Here is a 17820-nt window from a genome sequence, read left to right as displayed (position 1 = left end):
TTTCCTTTTTCTATTAACGTAACCAATAATTAATACATATTTTTCTATATTTATATTAACAGATAAAAAGCAGAAATAAAAACAAAATATTCTAAATAGGAAAAATACAAATTCGTTTAAACAAATAAAAAGGCATTCCAAACCTGTTGACGGTTGGAACACCTTTTTATTTGTTATTTAAATTTTTAACCTCTTAACTACACTCATTAAACAAATCAATTACAATTTATTCCGCAAGCGTTAACTGCCAAGACACACCATACTTATCATTTAACCAACCAAATTTTTTACTAAACGGATAGGCACCTAAAGGCATAAGTACTGCTCCATCCTCCGCTAGTTTATTAAAAGCCGTTTCAATTTCTTCTTCCGTATTACAAGTTACATAAAGAGACATAGCTGGTGTAAATGTAAAATTATGATTTACATAACTATCTATGCACATGAATTCTTGCCCGTGTAACGTAAATGTTGCCTGAATTACAGTACCCTCTTTACCAGGTCCATTTTCATCGTAGCGAGAGATACTTACAATTTCTGATTGATCAAATAGTGATGTGTAAAAATTCATCGCTTCTTCAGCTTTGCCTTCAAACATTAAAAATGTAGTGATTTTTTGATTTGTGTTACTCATACAGAGACAACCCCTTGTTATGTATTTATGCAAAATATACATCGGCCAGCAAAACCGAACGTATTTTCCCGTAAGTGTATTGTCTATAAAAACGATGAGTTTGTCAATTATCTACTTCCTTATTTCTTCTTAAATAATGCTGTCCAAAGAAATGATTCTCCAAACATAGTATTCGGTTGTTCAATTTGCTTCATTTTTCTAATTTCAATCACTTCAAATCCCTTAAATACCTCTCTTAATTTCTCTTCCGAATAAGCCAGACCACCTTGCAGACTCCATCCTCTATATACGTCCCAATCTGTTATTTCTGAGCCATTTCGCTCATCTAAATCGCCTGCCGCAAAACATGTTAATGCGAAATAACCACCTGATTTCAATGAGTTTTTAATTAAATCCACATAATTTATTCTTCTATGTGGTGGAATATGATGTAAACAACCCGAATCGTATACAAAATCAAATTCATTTTGGACCTCTAAATTAAAAATTGAATCACAAATAAATTCAATTTCTATCCCTTTTGCTAAAGCCCGCTCTTTCGCCCATTTAATGCCTTCTATAGATAAATCCACTGCCGTTACATCAAACCCTTCATTTGCTAGATAAATTGCGTTTCTACCCGGACCACATCCAAGTTCTAGTACTTTTCCTTTTGAAACCCAATTTTTATTTATATACGAAACTAGGTTCTCATCTGGAACGTTTTCAAAAAACGGAACATCTTTTTCTCTATTCGCATAAAATTCATTCCAAAATGGTTCTGCTGGTCTTAATAATGAATCAAGCATTTTAATAATATCTTCTTGATTATGCAACGTTTCATTTTTCACTTGTATCCCTCCAAATTTAAATAGTCAGAAAATCATTATACATCTTTTAGAACTTTCAGACAAAAAGAAAAACTCCTACATTCAATAGGAGTTTTTCTTTTTAAAATCCAAGTATAGCTAACCATTTTAACAACTTCTCTTCTCGCGCTTTTAAATCATCGTTCCTAAGCTTACCTAACTGTATTTCACTCACAATTTCTCCGTCCGCCATAAAAAGAACTCTTTCTGTTTTCGCTGCTACCTTTACATCATGAGTCACTAACATAATAGTCGTTCCATCACGGTTAATATTTAATAAAATTTGCATTACCTCTTCTGTTGATTTTAAATTTAGAGCACCCGTTGGCTCATCAGCAAAAATAATATTTGGATTATTAATGAGCGCTCTACAAATAGAAACTCTTTGTAATTGCCCTCCAGATGCTTCGGTTATATAATGAGACGCTATATCACTTATCCCCATTTTCCCCATTAGCGCTAGAGCACGTTTATTTACTATTTTCTTACTCTCACACTTCGCTAAATATGCTGACAAAATGATATTATCAAATAGATTCAAGTTTCTAAGAAGGTTACTCTGCTGAAAAATAAATCCTATTTCAGTAAGACGCAACTTGGCTAACGCTTCTTCTTTCATACAAGATATTTCTTTACCACCAATTTTCACACTTCCTGATGACATTTGATCCATTCCACTAATATTATATAGTAACGTCGATTTCCCAGAACCAGAAGGCCCCATAACCGATACAAATTCTCCCTCATAAACCTCTAAATCTATATTTTTTAGCACGTGATAATTTGCATTTCCATCTATTGAATATGTTTTGTTTACTTGCTTTACTTCTAAAATTTTTTTCAAGTTTTACACCCCTACTCCCCATTTGGCTTTACATCGTTTGTTTGCTTTATAGTAAAACTACTGAAAAGTGTTGTTGCAGTCACACATATAAATAATATAGCTGGGCATATTATATAAGAAACGATAGGATTTACGACAAACTTTATATGAGCTGCTCCCATAAATGAGCCTAACCAACTTACTAACATTTCACCAAACGTAGCAGCTATACATGTCCCTGTCACAATGCCTAATAATACGATCACAATAGAACGAGTTATATACTGTATACGAATATCTTTATAAGAAAAACCGATATTTTTCATAATTAAAATTTGCGAAGAATCTTTTGCTAATAACATTTTAAAAAACATCGCAGTAATTAAAACTGATATCAATATCGCAATCAAAATAGCCACCTGAGTCACGAGTCTTAATTGTTTAATTGTCTCTCCTAAAGTTTGCGTTAAATAATCATCCGTATCTGTTATTTTTGCAGAACTAAAATTTTGTTTATACTCCTTCACTTTTTCTTGCAAATCAACATTAGACTTTAAATCTACATTTACTACATACCATAATATGTTTTCGTTATTATAAGAAAAGCTCGCTTTAGCTGTTTTCCCGCCATTTGTTACATCTTGATACATACCACTAATCGTAAGTGTTTTCTCTTTCCCATCAACAAATAAAACGATAGAATCCCCTACATTCTTTTTTAATTCATTTGCGTTCATATAAGAAAGAGCAATTTCATTTTCAGTTTTTGGTGCCCTACCTTCCATATAGTCTAATGGAAATGTAGTGAAGTCTCCCACTTCTACATGTAAGTTTTCATGTGTACCATCAGCGCTTACCATTTTAAATGTACTCGTTACAAATGTTGCATATTTTTCTACTTCATCATCATTTCGTAAATATGATATAACATCCTTAAATCGTTTCTCTATATTTTCAGTTTGCTGTAAATCTATTCGAATATCACTTTTTCCTGTTCCCATATAATTAACAAACTTCGGTGACTGAATCGTATACAAAAAGTTAACAGGTACAACAATCATAAACACAGCTATTATTAATACGATACTTAATACGCGATATAACTTAAATCTTTTTATAACATCTTGTATACCAATAAATATATTTACATTTTTAAATTTAGATCGATTGAGTGAAAAAGAGTTTCTAATCTTTCTTTTCCCTATTTTATCTCTTGATTGTAAAGCATCTATTGCTGTAATCCCCCTAAATTTCCGTAAAATGATACGACAGAACAAGATAACGACTAAAAATAATAGTATTGTAATTATGAATGGCACAACATTGTGTAAAATACTTTTATCTGCCGCCCCCATATAAAGAGTGATATTCGAAGTGAATATCTTTGTAACAAATAGGGAAAGTATATATCCACATATACACCCACCAGCTGAAATAACAACATATTTTGTTACATATAGTTTTTGAATATCTTTACTTGTAATGCCGATAGCTTTCATAACACCAATTTCCCGGTAATCTTCTTCCATCGAAGTAATGATCGTAAATCTAATACATAGCATTGCAATTAACATTAATAATGCGCTTATTATGATAAGTACCGCAGCTATTATTCCATCTGTTAATGAATTGAGTGTTTTAAATAGGGAATACGTAATAGAGGGACCTTTTTGAGGTAAGTTCGATGACTCGTATAGATTTTCAAATTCATTTATTTTATTTACATCAGTTAGCTGGAATTCAATAAGATATTCGCTTTCTCCAAAATTCCTTTTTATTCTTTCGAAATCTTCATAGCTTATTACGAATCGTTTTGAACTAACAATTGATGGATTCATTTGAACATCACGAACAAATGCTGAAATAGTAAATTCTAGTTCATTTTTATTTTTATCAACCCATATTTTATCTCCAATACGCAAATTATATTTTTGCATATAATAAATGGGTACACCTATTTCCCCTTTCCTAATATCAACCACTTCATTATTTAAATTTAATAAAAAATCAAACTTACTATTTTGTTTAACGAAGCTTATGTCCATTACACTATTATGTTCCGCTTCATTTTTCTTCTTTATAAAAATGTTAGATCCGTTTATTTGGACCATCTCAGCCGTTTGTTGTTTTTTTACAAACGGAGTTTTTTCTACAAAAGAATCAATTGATTTTTGATTTACTTCTCCGGCATGCATTTGTACGAAATGCGGTGCGTTTGATACTTTAACCAATTGCTCCATTGAGTTCAATAGATTTATAACGTTACTTGAAGCACTAGCCATTAAAAGACTTGATAACATGATAAACATAAATAAAATGGTGATTATCATTTTATTTTGAGAGAAATCTCTTTTTAACATTCTCCTAATCATATTAAGCTAGTTCCCTTCATTCGATAGTATTTTCTTCGTCACAACCGCTATTAATAACATTATGAAACTAATAACTAATATAGGTAAATAAATTTTCATACTGAATTCTTCAAACATAAAACCATAAACGACTTGCCCAATCGGTGCCATACATTGGGATACCGCTGTTATAATTGCCATTACTTTTCCTAAGTTTTCATTTGGTGTTTTCTTTTGAACTACAGTAATCACATAGATGGATACAATTGTCATGATCATTGCAATTAGAATTGAAGAAAGTATAAAGAGGATAAATGGTGGATAGTATCCTAAATTAAGAATAAATGGTGTAACTGATAGTGCCATTGGTATTACTAATAAAGCTATTAAAATCATCCAATAATACAATGTTTTCATCTGTAGCTTTTTCGCAAAAAAACCTATTGATAATGCACCTATTATAGTAGCAAAATCGATCAATCCCATTCCAATTCCATATAACGTGTGGCTACTTTCCATTGTGACTCGTATAATAATTGGAGCACCAACAACAAATAGCGGCGTCAGTATTAAATTTAGTAATGCGGCTAAAAGCATAGATTTCAAAATAAATGGCTGTTTTAAAACGTATATAAACCCTTCTTTCATATCCTTTACAATTGTCGGTATGATATGACTTTCTTGCACTCTCTTTATAAAAGGTATTGTAATAACCATTTCTAAAATCGCAGATAAAAAGAAAGCAAGACAGCTTATTATGACGAGCATTTTCAAACCAATTATGCCGTACAATATTCCTCCTAATACAGGAGCAACTATATTAGATAACGCTTGCACACCATTTACGATACCGTTCGCTTGTTCTAACTTTTTCTCTGGAACTAATTGCGGAATACTGGCCATTACTACCGGTGCGTACATTGCACTAATGATCGCTAGTAAAAACATAATTGTTCCAATCGATAAAATAGATACAGATCCAGTAAATAACAAAACTATAAAACTTAATACAATCGCAGCGTTTATAAAATCAAATATAACCATTACATTACGGCGATTGAAACGATCTGCTATCGCACCGCCAAGAGGAGCTAGCAAAAACGGAATACTCGTTACCGCATATAATCCTGCGAATATATCAGCACGCCCTGTTATATCTAGCACATATAATGACAGAGCAAAACGTAAAAGTGTTGAACCTAAAATAGTAATAATTTGTCCACTCACCATTAAATAAAAATCTTTCATCGAAGGTTTTATACTAATAGACATTATAATCACACCCTTCCCTTAATTTAGACCGACTGTCGGTCTATAATAAACAAACAAAAAAGCATTATTTCTGCTTCATTAAAACCTCCATCATATAATCAAAGGATCCTTCTTTCGCTCCAACAGATACTTCCATCATTTTAATATAAGCTTTCGCTCTTCTCATCATTTCTTCCGGTTTCCATTGGAATAACCCATCATCAAATATGACTTGCGCGGAGGATAGTAATAGTTCAATCGTTTCTTGTGGGTATGGTGTAGAAAATACACCTTCATCGATTCCTTGTTCTAAAATCTCTGCTAAAACAGGAGATAAATGAATAATGGATTGCACTATACTTTTTTGATGCATTTCCGCATTATTTGGTTGATGAAATTGCTCAATCATTTTATCTTTTACATCCCCTGATTTTGGCGATTGCTCCATTAAAACTCGAAATAACTTTTCTAACACTGGGATATTGGGATTAGAGACAATTACTTTCGCTTTAGCAACATCTTCTTTAATGATCCTCATAATGATTTCATCCATTACTTCTTCTTTCGACTTAAAATAGTGATAAAACGTCCCCTTTGCTATCCCTATCTCTTTTAAAATGTCATTTACTGTTGTTTTCGTATAACCTTTCGTAACAAACAAGCGTTCAGCCGTTTCTAAAATTTCTTTTCTACGCTCCTCATACTCCTTTACTATTCGCATTCAAGTTCTCCTTCCCGCTAGACCGACTGTTGGTCTATTTAAATTATATGCTTAGTTAGTAAAAAGTTTCCTGTTATTGTACATATACACCATCTTACTTTCTATTTCCTTTATGAATTTTAAATTTATTAATACGGTAAATGAAATTTCAAAGATTATTTCTATGCAATCACTCTTGTGCTTATATCGACTTCGTTGCATAGAAGCAAAAAATAGCCGCAACGCTTTGCGACTATTTTTGAATACTAACTATTTAACGGCCACGTCTTTGCTGACCTTGCTTTGCACTACTTTTCTTATTACTTGGCTTATTAAATGATCGGTTACTATCATTTCTCGAACTATTTCTTGAATCGTTTCTTCGGCCACCTTTAGAACCACTTCTTGAACCTTCACGGCTATCTCTTTGACGATATTGATCTGATTTTTTTGGAGCCGGCTTTGGTACCGGTTTTCCATTTTCATCAACATGTTTTATCTTCGGTTGTTCGATTATTTCTCTTTGCAGTGGTGCACCAAGCGTTTTTTCAATTTCTTCTAAATGTTTTTCATCTTTCGCTGCAACGAACGTAATTGCAAGACCTGATCCACCTGCACGTCCTGTTCGGCCAATGCGGTGAATATAGCTTTCTACATCTTCAGGGATATCATAGTTAAATACGTGTGTTACACCATCTACATCAAGTCCACGAGCTGCTACATCCGTTGCGATTAAGTACTGAATTTTCGCTTCGCGGAAACTCTTCATAACTCTTTCACGTTTCGCTTGAGGTATATCACCATGAAGTTCAGCACAATTATAACCTCTCCCTTTTAAATCATCATATAGCTTACTTGCTCTAACCTTTGTACGACAGAAAATAACTGCTAAAAATGGCTGATCACGATCCATAACAAAACGAAGTGCATCCGGCTTTGCACGATCTGTCGTCTCAATGACACGCTGCTCAATTGTATTTACCGTTACTTCTTCACTTTGTATTTGAATCATTTGCGGCTCATCCATATAACGTTTCGCCAATTTTTTAATATCTTTTGGCATCGTTGCTGAGAATAACATCGTTTGTTTACTACCAGGTGTCTCATCTAAAATATCTTCAATATCATATAAGAAACCGAAATAAAGCATTTGATCCGCTTCGTCTAATACAATCGTTGAAAGATTACTTAAATCAATTGTTTCACGTCGTATATGATCTAATAATCGTCCTGGTGTCGCAACAACAATATGTGTATTGCCTTTTAATTTCCTCAATTGCTGTGCTACATCTTGACCACCATAAATCGCTAGAACATTAATATCATCTCTTTGAACAAGCATTTTTTTAATTTCATTCGTAATTTGCAGTGCTAGTTCCCTTGTTGGCGCAACAATTAAAGCCTGAACATCACTACACTCTGGATCGATTTTTTCTAAAATCGGTAACACAAATGCTAATGTTTTACCCGTGCCTGTTTTTGCCTGCCCAATAATATCCTTACCAGACATAATAACAGGAATTGCCTTCTCCTGAATCGGTGTTGCTTCTGTAATTCCATTTTCACGTAATGTATGATTAAACGTTTCACTAATTCCTAATTCTAAAAAGTTTTTCAAATAGACCACTTCTTTTCCTTATTTTTCACATTAGCTTTCATTGTACCATTTGTTTCGCTAAATATGAAAAATAAAAAAATTCTTATCTTCTTTTTTTATATTCATCGTGTACTAGGTGGACAAATTCTTTTTGTTTTTTCTCGGAATTAATTAATGCCTCCATATTAGTAGTAGACGAAATAAACTTCTTAATTTTTCTATTACTCCAAATTAATTTTGTATACTTTGTATCTTCGTGTAGCTTTCGAAACCACTCTAATTCACTTAATTTTGCAATATTATGTTTTAATTTCATGTCATTTCGAGGGTAAAATAAAATGATATCTGCAATTACATCAAACAATAAACTCATTTTCTCCCCTCCTATACATATATATTTCAATGTTATGGAAATATAGTTACAGGGTGATGAAATTGACCAATACATGCATAAAGATTTTTTGCGTATTTTTCTTACTATATTTTCAATCGACCTCAATTATTATGGCAAAAGCTCAAACAAATGTGATAAGTGAATTTAAACAAGCTTTACTGAAAAATGATAAAAAATTAATGAGGTCATATGTAACAGATGGAGTTGAACTACCTACTTTCAATGTAGTGGGATTCAATTTCACTAGCAATAATATTAACGTGAGGATATTTCACTTTCAAATCATATAAAGCCCCTATATGATCGTCATCATAATGAGTAATAATTATATTTTTTAAGTTTTTCATCTCATATTCATGTTTTAAAATTGCATTTTCAATTAAAGGTAAAAAACTTGGATATCCTGTATCGACTAATGTTAATTCATTATGTAATATAATTAAACTTGGATAAATACATTGTTTTTGTCCATTAAATTCGAATTCAATTGGTAGTTCTATTATTTTCATTTTTCCTCCCCCATACCCATTATTTAATGTTTAATAATTAATAAATCATCCACATACATTTTACTGTACATACTTATGTAACAAAACACTGTGAGTCGTTACATAACCAACATTCTATTATTTTGAACAGGTAATTCCTTATTTTTATGGAAATATACAATAAGAAAACCAATACAATTGATTATTTCCTCACTTCTTTGTCTATCCTTTTAAAAAATCTATTTTTTGTAAAAGGAGTGTTTATATGGAGAAACAAACACTTTGGAAAAAATTCAAGAAAAGCTCAGCAGATCTCGGTAAATCTAGCGTATATGAAAGTATTATTTTATACTACACAATGAGAAAAAAAGAGCTACCTACTAAAGCGAAATTTATCATATTAGTCGCTTTATCCTATTACGTGCTAACAATCGACTTCATTCCAGATATAGCTGCTATTATTGGGATTGGCTTATTAGATGATGTTTTAGCAATTGCTATTGCGCATAAATTTGTAATGCGCCATGCCGACGCTGAAATTCGAGAAAAGAGTAAAATAAAAATGGAGTCATTATTTACTTTAGCTCAGGCGTGACTTAAAATAGTTAGTCATTTACCCTAACTTTTCTAGTTTCAACGACAACCAATCTTTAATTAAGGTAAACTCTTTGCAGCCACTAAATATTATCCTGCATGAATTGCACTTTTACAGGATAAATCGTGTCAGAAACAACAGAAATTCTCTTAGCTCTTTACCCTTAGAAAATTAGGGTGCCAGCACTTATTCTTAAGTTCCGACACCCTATCATTCGTTTTTATGCAGTTACATGCGTCCCCCTATATAAAACTACTATTGCCGCTACTATAAGAATCATCCCCATAAAAGCAGGTGCTGCATGGCCGAGTGATACATAGATTTGTCCCCCAATAATTGGACCAATCATTCTTGCTAAAGCTTGAATAGATTGACTACCACCTTGTATCCTTCCTTGTTCACTAGAACTGACAGACTTTGAGAGCATCCCATTGAATGAAGGCCCGAAAATTGAATCACCAAAACCAAACAGTAACATCCCAACGATTAAAAGTGGATATAAGGAAAACAAAGCAGACACTGCAATAAAACTGTAGCCAATAATCTCCGATACCATTCCAAGTATCGCTATTTGTTTATCACTAAGCTTGATCAAAAGTTTTGGCATTATAAAAGCTTGTGAAATAATGTCTTGAAAGCCCATAATTGAAAACATAATTCCGATTAGTGCAGGCTGCCAATTAAAAGTATCCATCGTAAATTGAGTGAAAATTGCTTGTAAAGATCCGTTAGGTATCCATAGTAAAAACGCTGAGACAAGTAACCATTTTAAATTTTTCATGGAAAGTATGTTTGCTAGCTGCGCAAAAGGATTCAACCTTACAAAAGTAATCTCTGTTAACCTATTATTTTTATCAAGACTCTCAGGCATATATTTCATGCCATATAAAACATTTATTAAAGTTATGAGCGCTCCAAAGTATAAAGGTACAGAATGACCAAACTTTGCAAGTACCCCCCCAAGAGTTGGTCCAATAATAGTCCCCGCACCTACAACTGCACTCACCCATCCAAAATACTTCGTTCTCTGTTCTTGGGGAATAATATCTGCAAAATATGCAAAAATTGTACTTATACTCCCGCCTGTTATACCTTCAATTATGCGTCCAGCAAATAGTACCCATAAAGCTCCTCCTATTCCAAAAACTAAGTACCCAATTGCAGAACCGAACAGGCATATTAAAAGTAAGGGACGACGGCCATATTTATCGCTCAAAGCTCCGAGTACAGGAGCAGCTAAAAACACGCAGGCCGCATATACGGAAGTTAGTAGTGTAACAACCAATGCTTGTTCTTCCGGATTACTTGTATATGGCTGGACTAAGAATGGGACTACAGGCATGATGATACTGAAACCTATACCACAAAGAAATACAGAAATAAGTCCGAATAGTAAAGCATGTTTATCTATGCTTTTTTCAGTTTCCCTTTCATTTTGTGATCTAAATATAGACATTTAATTTCTCTCCTTAAAAATTTTGTTGCTTTGTCAACAAAATAATAACTCCGTTTTGTTGATTAGTCAACAAAAACACAATAATAAAAAGGTAGCCTATTCTCAGGAGTAAGGCTACCTTTTTATTATTTAAATTTATTACGACTTAATATGTATACCCTGTTTCTTTATTTCTGCATCCAAATGTCTACTATACTTTTCCACAAAGCTAATTATACTGTCGAATTCTTTTTCAGTTACTTGCTCAAATACGACTTTATCCCGCTCTTGAAACTCTTTGTGCAAGTCTTCATGTATTTTATAAATTTCTTTCCCTTGTTCAGTAAGCTTAAAATAGATCTCTTTTTTATTCTCTGACTTTTGATAGCTTTCAATAAGGCCTTTTTTCATGAGCTTCTTAGTCATCCTACTTATAGCACCACGAGTTACATAAAAAGCCTCTGCGAGTTGTGTCACGTTAGAATCTGCATTGTTTTCAATATATTCAATGCAGTGGACTTCAGAAGATTTAAAACCTTTAAGACCGTCTTCCATCTTATCTTTATTAAGCCAAACCAGCTTATTATATAATTCCCTAAAACCGTTCATGACCTGTTCTTCTTTATTCATGACCTGCCCTCCTCACCGCTCATTAGCACGTTACAACTATTATATTAAATTTCTGCTTACGTTTCGACAATATTGAAATAATTATTGTGACATTAAAGATATGTGTAAAAATAGGGGCTTAAATAAAACAATTCATTAAAAAGCAAATTCTGCAAGGTTATTGCTACTTACAGTAAACGGTAGACAAAAAGTAAGAGCTAAGACTATTTCTCTTAGCTCTTCTTTTATAAAACTATTTCACTTCATTAGCGACAAAAAAGTGCTCACATACACTTGATATGCGCTGTAAGTCCACGTTCCCACCAGATATAACAGCTACTACTTTTTTCCCTTTTATATAACTATCAACTTTCCCTGCAAGTAGAGCAGCAGTAGCTAATGCGCCAGCCCCTTCTACAACAGCTTTACCACGTTGTAATAAGTCTTTCATCGCTACTTCTAATTCACCTTCTGATACTGTTACAATATCATCTACTAATTCTTTTACTACTTCAAAAGTTAAGTTACCAGGTATTTTAACTGCGCAACCATCTGCTATTGTAGGTGCCTCATAATGCTCTACAATCGTACCTTTGTCATAAGAAGCCTTCATCCCATGAACATTTTCTGCTTGTACACCAATTATATTGATTGATGGATTAAAAGATTTCAATGCTACAGCAATACCAGAAATAATTCCGCCTCCACCTATTGGTACAATGACAGTATCTACATCCCACATATCATCAAGAATGTCTAATCCAATTGTACCTTGACCAGCCATTACCTCTAAATCATCATATGGATGTAAATATGTTTCACCTGTTTCTCTTATTATCTCTTCACATTTTGCCTTTGCATCATCAAAGGTTTCACCATGTAAAATCACTTCAGATCCATATCCTTTTGTTGCTTCAACTTTCGCCTGAGGTGCAGAAATTGGCATAATAATTTTACTTTTAATACCGAGTAAATGAGCTGATAAAGCAATTCCTTGCGCATGATTACCAGCAGAACAAGCAATTACTCCCCTCTCTTTTTCTTGATCTGTCAGCTGTGACATTTTGTTAAACGCACCACGGAATTTAAACGAACCTGTTAATTGCATATTTTCTAATTTCAAGTGAATTTCTCCGCCTGTTTTACTAGTCAAGTAAAATGATTTTACTAATGGAGTTTTACGAGCATTTCTATCCAAAATGTTTTGCGCTTTTTTAATATCGTCTATATGTAATGGTAGTTTTTTAGTTATCATACTAACACCTCTTCCAATGTTCTATTCCTAAGTTTTCGTAAGTCGTAGCCCCTTTATACGAAACCATCTATATTAAGAAAAAGTCTTTAAATATGTACCTCACTCTGTAATACACACAGTTGTAAACAATTCAACATCCTTTTCATATCACGTTCTTTATAATGATTCAGGCATGCAATTTGGATCCAGTTATTATTTTGTAAGTACGCTGATTCATAATGGACGATATATCCTTGTAACGCTAACGCATCACCGACCGCTTTAGAAGAAAGATCTCCATTTAATTGAATCGTAAGTATAATTGGTGCGGCATGTTCTTTAGGTGAAACAAGTTTTAAGCCTATACTAGTAATAGCTTCTTCCATATAATCATATGTCTCTTTAATTTTTACAAATGCTTTTTCATCTTCAAATCTCTTCAACGCTTCTTGCAATGCATAAATTAAATTCCATGAATGTGAATATGGAATACTTTCATTTTCTTCATACATACCAATGTCCATATAGGCCAGTAAAGTCTCGTTTACTTTCACATTATGATTATGAAAAACGAAAGATAATCCAGTAAACGATTTAATTGCCTTTCCGCTAACGCCGCTCGCAAAATATACACTCTTTAAATCTATCGGTATCGCTCCAATTGAGCTAATACAATCTACACATAGTTTCACTTTATACTTTTCACATAATGCATTTAACTCGTCTAAATCATTTAACATTCCGGTAGATGTTTCATGGTGAACAAACCAAAGCCACTCATAATTTCCAGCTTCCATTATTTGTTCTAATTCTGTAGAAATAAATGGTTGTCCCATTTCCTTTTTATACGTATCAAAATGTAATTGCGCGCGTGTTGCGTGTCTAACTAATCTATTGCCAAATTCCCCATTCGTTAATACTAGTCCATTTCCTTTTAAAGAGCGTAACTGTAAAGCAATGGCATCATTTGCTAACGTCCCTGTTCCTAACATGATTTGCACACGTTTTGCTTTTGTCATTTGTAGTAAACGTTTTTTTACATTTTCCATCGTCACATGAAATGACTTAGAACGATGTGAAATCGGCTTAGTAGAAAAAGCCTTTCGAACATTCTCTTCAATATCTACTGGACCAGGTAAAAATGTATATTCTTTCGTCATAATCCCCCCAACACTCGACTCTTCAAACATAGCAGGAGTAACATACATTGGCTGAAAGGCTGCTTCTTCTGTACCAACTAACGTATGGAAAGATTTGAACCCCATTTGCTCATATAAAGGTAGTTCACGTGTTGTCGCAGAAATGAGTGCCAATTCATATCCGTTTAGAAGCAAATAACGATGTAAAAAGCGAATTAATCCTAACAATGCTCTTCCATTTCGATATTCACGTTCTACTGAAAGTAAACGAATTTCATACATGTTTTCTCCATGTTCTTGCAAATAAAAATCTAAATTTGAAATTTTATAATCTAACGAGAATGGTCGTTTTCCTCGCAATGCAACCATACCTACTAACTTATCTTCATCTAAACAAATTAAATATGTATTTTCATCATGAAACCGATCTATACGAACACGATCTTTCGTTTCTTCATGTTGCGGAATTTCTTCTACAAATGTTTTATAATTCAATTTATGTATACGTTCAAATTCCCAATCTTGATCAGCAACTTTATAAATTAACCCCATGCCTTATCTCCTTTATGTGTTTGATAAAAATTATAAGTGGAGATTTCCTCCACTTATTAAAAGTTCGTTTCAGTCTCGATTTACATATAAAATAAGCACAATGATAAGAGCACTTAAAATAGTCGTAACAATAGAATAAGAATACAAAATCATGCAAACTGGTAAACAAGCAATTGTAATTAACCCTGGCTTAGTAAATCCTTTAAAGATTAAATAAAATATAATGAAAACAGCAACAAGGGTAAGCGCTATCAAGTAATCAAATGCGATTAATCCTCCAATAAAAGTTGATATGCCTTTTCCACCCTTGCCTTTAAATACAATTGGATAAATATGTCCAAGTAAAACAGCTAGTAAAGCTAACATTACAAATGTAGAATCTCCAAAAAGGTATTCTGCAATAGAAACTACGATTGCCCCTTTAATTGCATCACCTAAAAATGTAACGATAAAATACCCTTTTCCATATACACGTCCCATATTTCTTGCGCCGGGATTTCCGCTTCCTTCATTCCGAATATCAACGTCATGTCTCCATTTCGTTACTATATAAGCAGTCAATATGTTTCCAAATAAATAAGAAGCGACCAAATACAAAAACTGCATACTATTAATCATATAATCATTCACTTTCTACGTAGGAGTACTTATACAATATTCAAAAACTATGTATATTGTACTTTTTATCCACATCCCTTTATACATTTTAACATCATATATTTACAATTCATACAAAAATTCTCATACAGCTATTTTTTAAAATACATATTTTTCATTAAATAATATGTTCCTTTCACTGCTGGTTCGGATTGTAATACAAATGTAACTTCTCCTACACTTTTCTCACAGCATTTCTTAAATTCATCATATATTTCAGGAACGAAACGCAATATGCTGCCACTTACCGCAATTGAAACTAATAAATCAAGCTGCATCTTGTTATAAACATCTATCGTAATCCTTGCTAATTCCTTTCCAGCTTGCATCATAATTTCATGTGCAGCATCATTTCCATTTCTAGCTTCTCGAATAACGAATGGTGTGATTGCTGCAACTTTATCTTTTGAAGATCTATATACTAGCCTTTTTATATGAGACGCTGTCAAAAGTTGAAACTCGTCTTGAATTCTTATGCTTAATGGACAGAGTCTAATTCCTTGATCCAATTGATTTGCCATTCTCTTTAAAGCTTGTAATCCAATCCAATATCCGCTTCCTGCATCTCCTAAAATATGTCCCCATCCGCCGCTATACTCGTACACTTCTCCTTTCTTTCCAAGACAAATTGCACCTGTACCGCCAATTGTTAAAATTCCATCTTTTCCTTTTAAAACAGCTGCATGTGCAATCATCGCATCATTAAAAACTTCAATTGGTGTTCCGTACTTCTTCTTTAGACGTAATGTTAATTCATTCGTATTCACTCCACTTACACCCGCTAATCCTAAACAAATACAAACGCAATGCTCATTTAATACACCTTTCTGGCATTGATCAATCGCCTCCATAATATGCACAAGAGCTTCTTCAAAATCTATTAATATATTTCCAAAACCACTTGTAGCTCTTACAAGTTCATTTCCATCTTTATCAAATGCAATTGCTTCTGTCTTCGTTCCCCCGCCGTCTATTCCAATCATATACTTCATATGTTCGCCTCATTTTCATCATCTTATTGGAGGGAATGTTATATTCCCTAATACTACAGATTGCATTGCACCTGTTGCGCTCGGCACGTTACTCGGATTACGATGATACGTTTCGTTTGCTAAAATGGCAAAGGCGATTGCTTCTTTCGCCTCTGAAGAATAGCCTATATCTTCTTGAATGAATATTGTACATTTTTCATCCTTCAATCCATACCGTATCATTTCAACAAGTGTGTCATTATAACTGCCGCCACCGCCTAAAATTACCTCATCAATTTCATAATATGGCAGAATAAACTCCTTATAATGATGAACAATTGAACTTGCTGTAAACATCGTGACAGTCGTTAATATATTTTCTTTACTATGCTTTTCATACCGCTTCAATAACTGACTTACAAACTCTTCACCAAACTGTTCTCTACCAGTTGATTTCGGTGGATTCATTTTCAAAAATGAATGATTCATACAATATGTCAAAATTTCATCTACAACTTCACCCTGTTCTGCAATTTTACCATTTTGATCATATGGCAACTGAAATAACCTTTGACATACTTCATCAATTATCATATTACCCGGACCAGTATCAAAAGCTATAACATTCTGATCACTTTTTTGACTTGGTATTACGGTAACATTACCAATCCCACCGATATTTTGTAGTAGTCTATTTTTAGTTGGATGACGATATAAAATAATCTCTGAATATGGTACAAGTGGTGCACCTTGTCCCCCAGCTGCCATGTCCATCGTTCGAAAATTAGAAATAACCGTCGTATTCGTTTCATATGCTATTACTGCAGGTTCCCCAATTTGCAATGTGGAAGATATCATATTACCTTCTGGCTTTGGCTGATGGTAAATCGTTTGTCCGTGAGAACCTATCAAATCTAATTGTTCCAAAGAAAAATTGGCCTCTTTACAAACTTCCTTTACGGCTTTAGCGAAACATAAACCTAACTTAAAATTCAAACTACATATGAGTTGGACATTTGAATTTTTTATTGATAATACTTGCTGAATCTCATTTTTTATATCATTACGAAATGGCACAGTAGTAAAATGGATGAGTTCAACTTTAGAACCTACACCGCTTCCTTCTATATGAACGAGTGCTACATCTATACCATCTAACGAAGTACCAGACATTACCCCTGCAACATACATAACATGTATGACCTCCTCTTTATTAAAAAACAATCATGTAAGTTACAAACGTACAGCCAATTGAAAATAATATAAATCTAAAAAACAACTGAGCTTTCGATGCAAACGATCCATCAATAAAAGAAACAACTATTGTAAGCAAAATGCTTGCCGCAATGCTTGTAACGAGCCATATACTATACATTTGTGATAAATGTAGCATTCTTAATAAAGGCACAAAAAGTAAATTCGCACATATCACTCCAAATAATAATAAAAATACACCTTTATAACTAAATTTTATATTCATTCCATTTCATCCTCTCTGGACTTCATGTGAAAGAAGTGATAGGCAAAATACCTATCACTCAT

17 protein-coding genes and 2 pseudogenes are annotated in these 17820 nt (G+C 33.2%); 2 read left to right on the top strand and 17 right to left on the bottom strand.

Going from position 1 to position 17820, the window contains the following annotated elements:
- Positions 1-226 precede the first annotated feature (226 nt).
- From MKY00_RS12475 to MKY00_RS12440, 8 genes are all read right to left on the bottom strand, one after another.
- On the bottom strand, positions 227-634 hold the full coding sequence (locus MKY00_RS12475; RefSeq protein WP_000072497.1) for a VOC family protein: 408 nt from the start codon (positions 632-634) through the stop codon (positions 227-229).
- Between the two features lie 119 nt (positions 635-753).
- The gene (locus MKY00_RS12470) at positions 754-1464 is read right to left on the bottom strand and encodes a class I SAM-dependent methyltransferase (protein ID WP_016717515.1); all 711 of its coding nucleotides are present in this window, start codon (positions 1462-1464) and stop codon (positions 754-756) included.
- Between the two features lie 100 nt (positions 1465-1564).
- Positions 1565-2326: an ABC transporter ATP-binding protein gene (locus MKY00_RS12465; protein WP_016717514.1), complete on the bottom strand. Its 762-nt coding sequence runs from the start codon at positions 2324-2326 to the stop codon at positions 1565-1567.
- 11 nt (positions 2327-2337) lie between these two features.
- Positions 2338-4677 carry an ABC transporter permease gene (locus tag MKY00_RS12460; protein ID WP_016717513.1) on the bottom strand — a complete coding sequence of 780 codons (2340 nt, stop codon included), beginning with the start codon at positions 4675-4677 and terminating at the stop codon, positions 2338-2340.
- 6 nt (positions 4678-4683) lie between these two features.
- Positions 4684-5931, bottom strand: a complete 1248-nt coding sequence (locus tag MKY00_RS12455) for an MFS transporter (protein ID WP_029141123.1) — start codon at positions 5929-5931, stop codon at positions 4684-4686.
- A 61-nt stretch (positions 5932-5992) separates the two neighbouring features.
- Positions 5993-6628: a TetR/AcrR family transcriptional regulator gene (locus MKY00_RS12450; protein WP_016717511.1), complete on the bottom strand. Its 636-nt coding sequence runs from the start codon at positions 6626-6628 to the stop codon at positions 5993-5995.
- A gap of 253 nt (positions 6629-6881) precedes the next feature.
- Positions 6882-8234 (bottom strand): DEAD/DEAH box helicase, encoded by a 1353-nt coding sequence (locus tag MKY00_RS12445; protein ID WP_016717510.1) that lies wholly within the window; start codon positions 8232-8234, stop codon positions 6882-6884.
- A gap of 73 nt (positions 8235-8307) precedes the next feature.
- Positions 8308-8577, bottom strand: a complete 270-nt coding sequence (locus MKY00_RS12440; RefSeq protein WP_341034991.1) for a hypothetical protein — start codon at positions 8575-8577, stop codon at positions 8308-8310.
- Between the two features lie 29 nt (positions 8578-8606).
- On the opposite strand from MKY00_RS12440, the pseudogene MKY00_RS12435 reads away from it, so the two are divergent.
- Positions 8607-8819: pseudogene (locus tag MKY00_RS12435) on the top strand (hypothetical protein); the annotation flags it as partial.
- On the opposite strand, the pseudogene MKY00_RS12430 reads toward MKY00_RS12435, so the two are convergent.
- Positions 8820-9107: pseudogene (locus MKY00_RS12430) on the bottom strand (MBL fold metallo-hydrolase); the annotation flags it as partial. It lies immediately after the preceding pseudogene.
- Between the two features lie 244 nt (positions 9108-9351).
- Here MKY00_RS12430 and MKY00_RS12425 point away from each other — a divergent pair.
- Positions 9352-9681 (top strand): YkvA family protein, encoded by a 330-nt coding sequence (locus tag MKY00_RS12425; protein ID WP_016717508.1) that lies wholly within the window; start codon positions 9352-9354, stop codon positions 9679-9681.
- 220 nt (positions 9682-9901) lie between these two features.
- Here MKY00_RS12425 and MKY00_RS12420 read toward each other — a convergent pair whose 3' ends face one another.
- The 8 genes from MKY00_RS12420 to MKY00_RS12385 form a co-directional block, all read right to left on the bottom strand.
- Positions 9902-11137, bottom strand: a complete 1236-nt coding sequence (locus tag MKY00_RS12420) for an MFS transporter (RefSeq protein WP_016717507.1) — start codon at positions 11135-11137, stop codon at positions 9902-9904.
- Positions 11138-11275: 138 nt separating this feature from the next.
- Positions 11276-11746 carry a MarR family transcriptional regulator gene (locus MKY00_RS12415; RefSeq protein ID WP_001030893.1) on the bottom strand — a complete coding sequence of 157 codons (471 nt, stop codon included), beginning with the start codon at positions 11744-11746 and terminating at the stop codon, positions 11276-11278.
- A gap of 232 nt (positions 11747-11978) precedes the next feature.
- Positions 11979-12980, bottom strand: coding sequence for a bifunctional threonine ammonia-lyase/L-serine ammonia-lyase TdcB (gene tdcB, locus MKY00_RS12410; protein ID WP_016717506.1), 1002 nt, complete (start codon positions 12978-12980; stop codon positions 11979-11981).
- Between the two features lie 86 nt (positions 12981-13066).
- Positions 13067-14650 (bottom strand): aminotransferase class V-fold PLP-dependent enzyme, encoded by a 1584-nt coding sequence (locus MKY00_RS12405; protein WP_016717505.1) that lies wholly within the window; start codon positions 14648-14650, stop codon positions 13067-13069.
- 69 nt (positions 14651-14719) lie between these two features.
- Positions 14720-15268: a glycerol-3-phosphate 1-O-acyltransferase PlsY gene (gene plsY / locus MKY00_RS12400; protein WP_000610849.1), complete on the bottom strand. Its 549-nt coding sequence runs from the start codon at positions 15266-15268 to the stop codon at positions 14720-14722.
- 131 nt (positions 15269-15399) lie between these two features.
- Positions 15400-16299, bottom strand: coding sequence for a BadF/BadG/BcrA/BcrD ATPase family protein (locus tag MKY00_RS12395; RefSeq protein ID WP_016717504.1), 900 nt, complete (start codon positions 16297-16299; stop codon positions 15400-15402).
- A gap of 18 nt (positions 16300-16317) precedes the next feature.
- Positions 16318-17469 carry an anhydro-N-acetylmuramic acid kinase AnmK gene (gene anmK / locus MKY00_RS12390; RefSeq protein WP_016717503.1) on the bottom strand — a complete coding sequence of 384 codons (1152 nt, stop codon included), beginning with the start codon at positions 17467-17469 and terminating at the stop codon, positions 16318-16320.
- A gap of 22 nt (positions 17470-17491) precedes the next feature.
- On the bottom strand, positions 17492-17758 hold the full coding sequence (locus MKY00_RS12385) for a hypothetical protein (protein ID WP_016717502.1): 267 nt from the start codon (positions 17756-17758) through the stop codon (positions 17492-17494).
- Positions 17759-17820 lie beyond the last annotated feature (62 nt).

Origin of the sequence: Bacillus sp. FSL R9-9834, from assembly GCF_038006905.1 — a bacterium.
GTDB classification, from domain to species: domain Bacteria; phylum Bacillota; class Bacilli; order Bacillales; family Bacillaceae_G; genus Bacillus_A; species Bacillus_A pacificus.
This window is presented reverse-complemented; position numbering and strand designations above follow the sequence as displayed.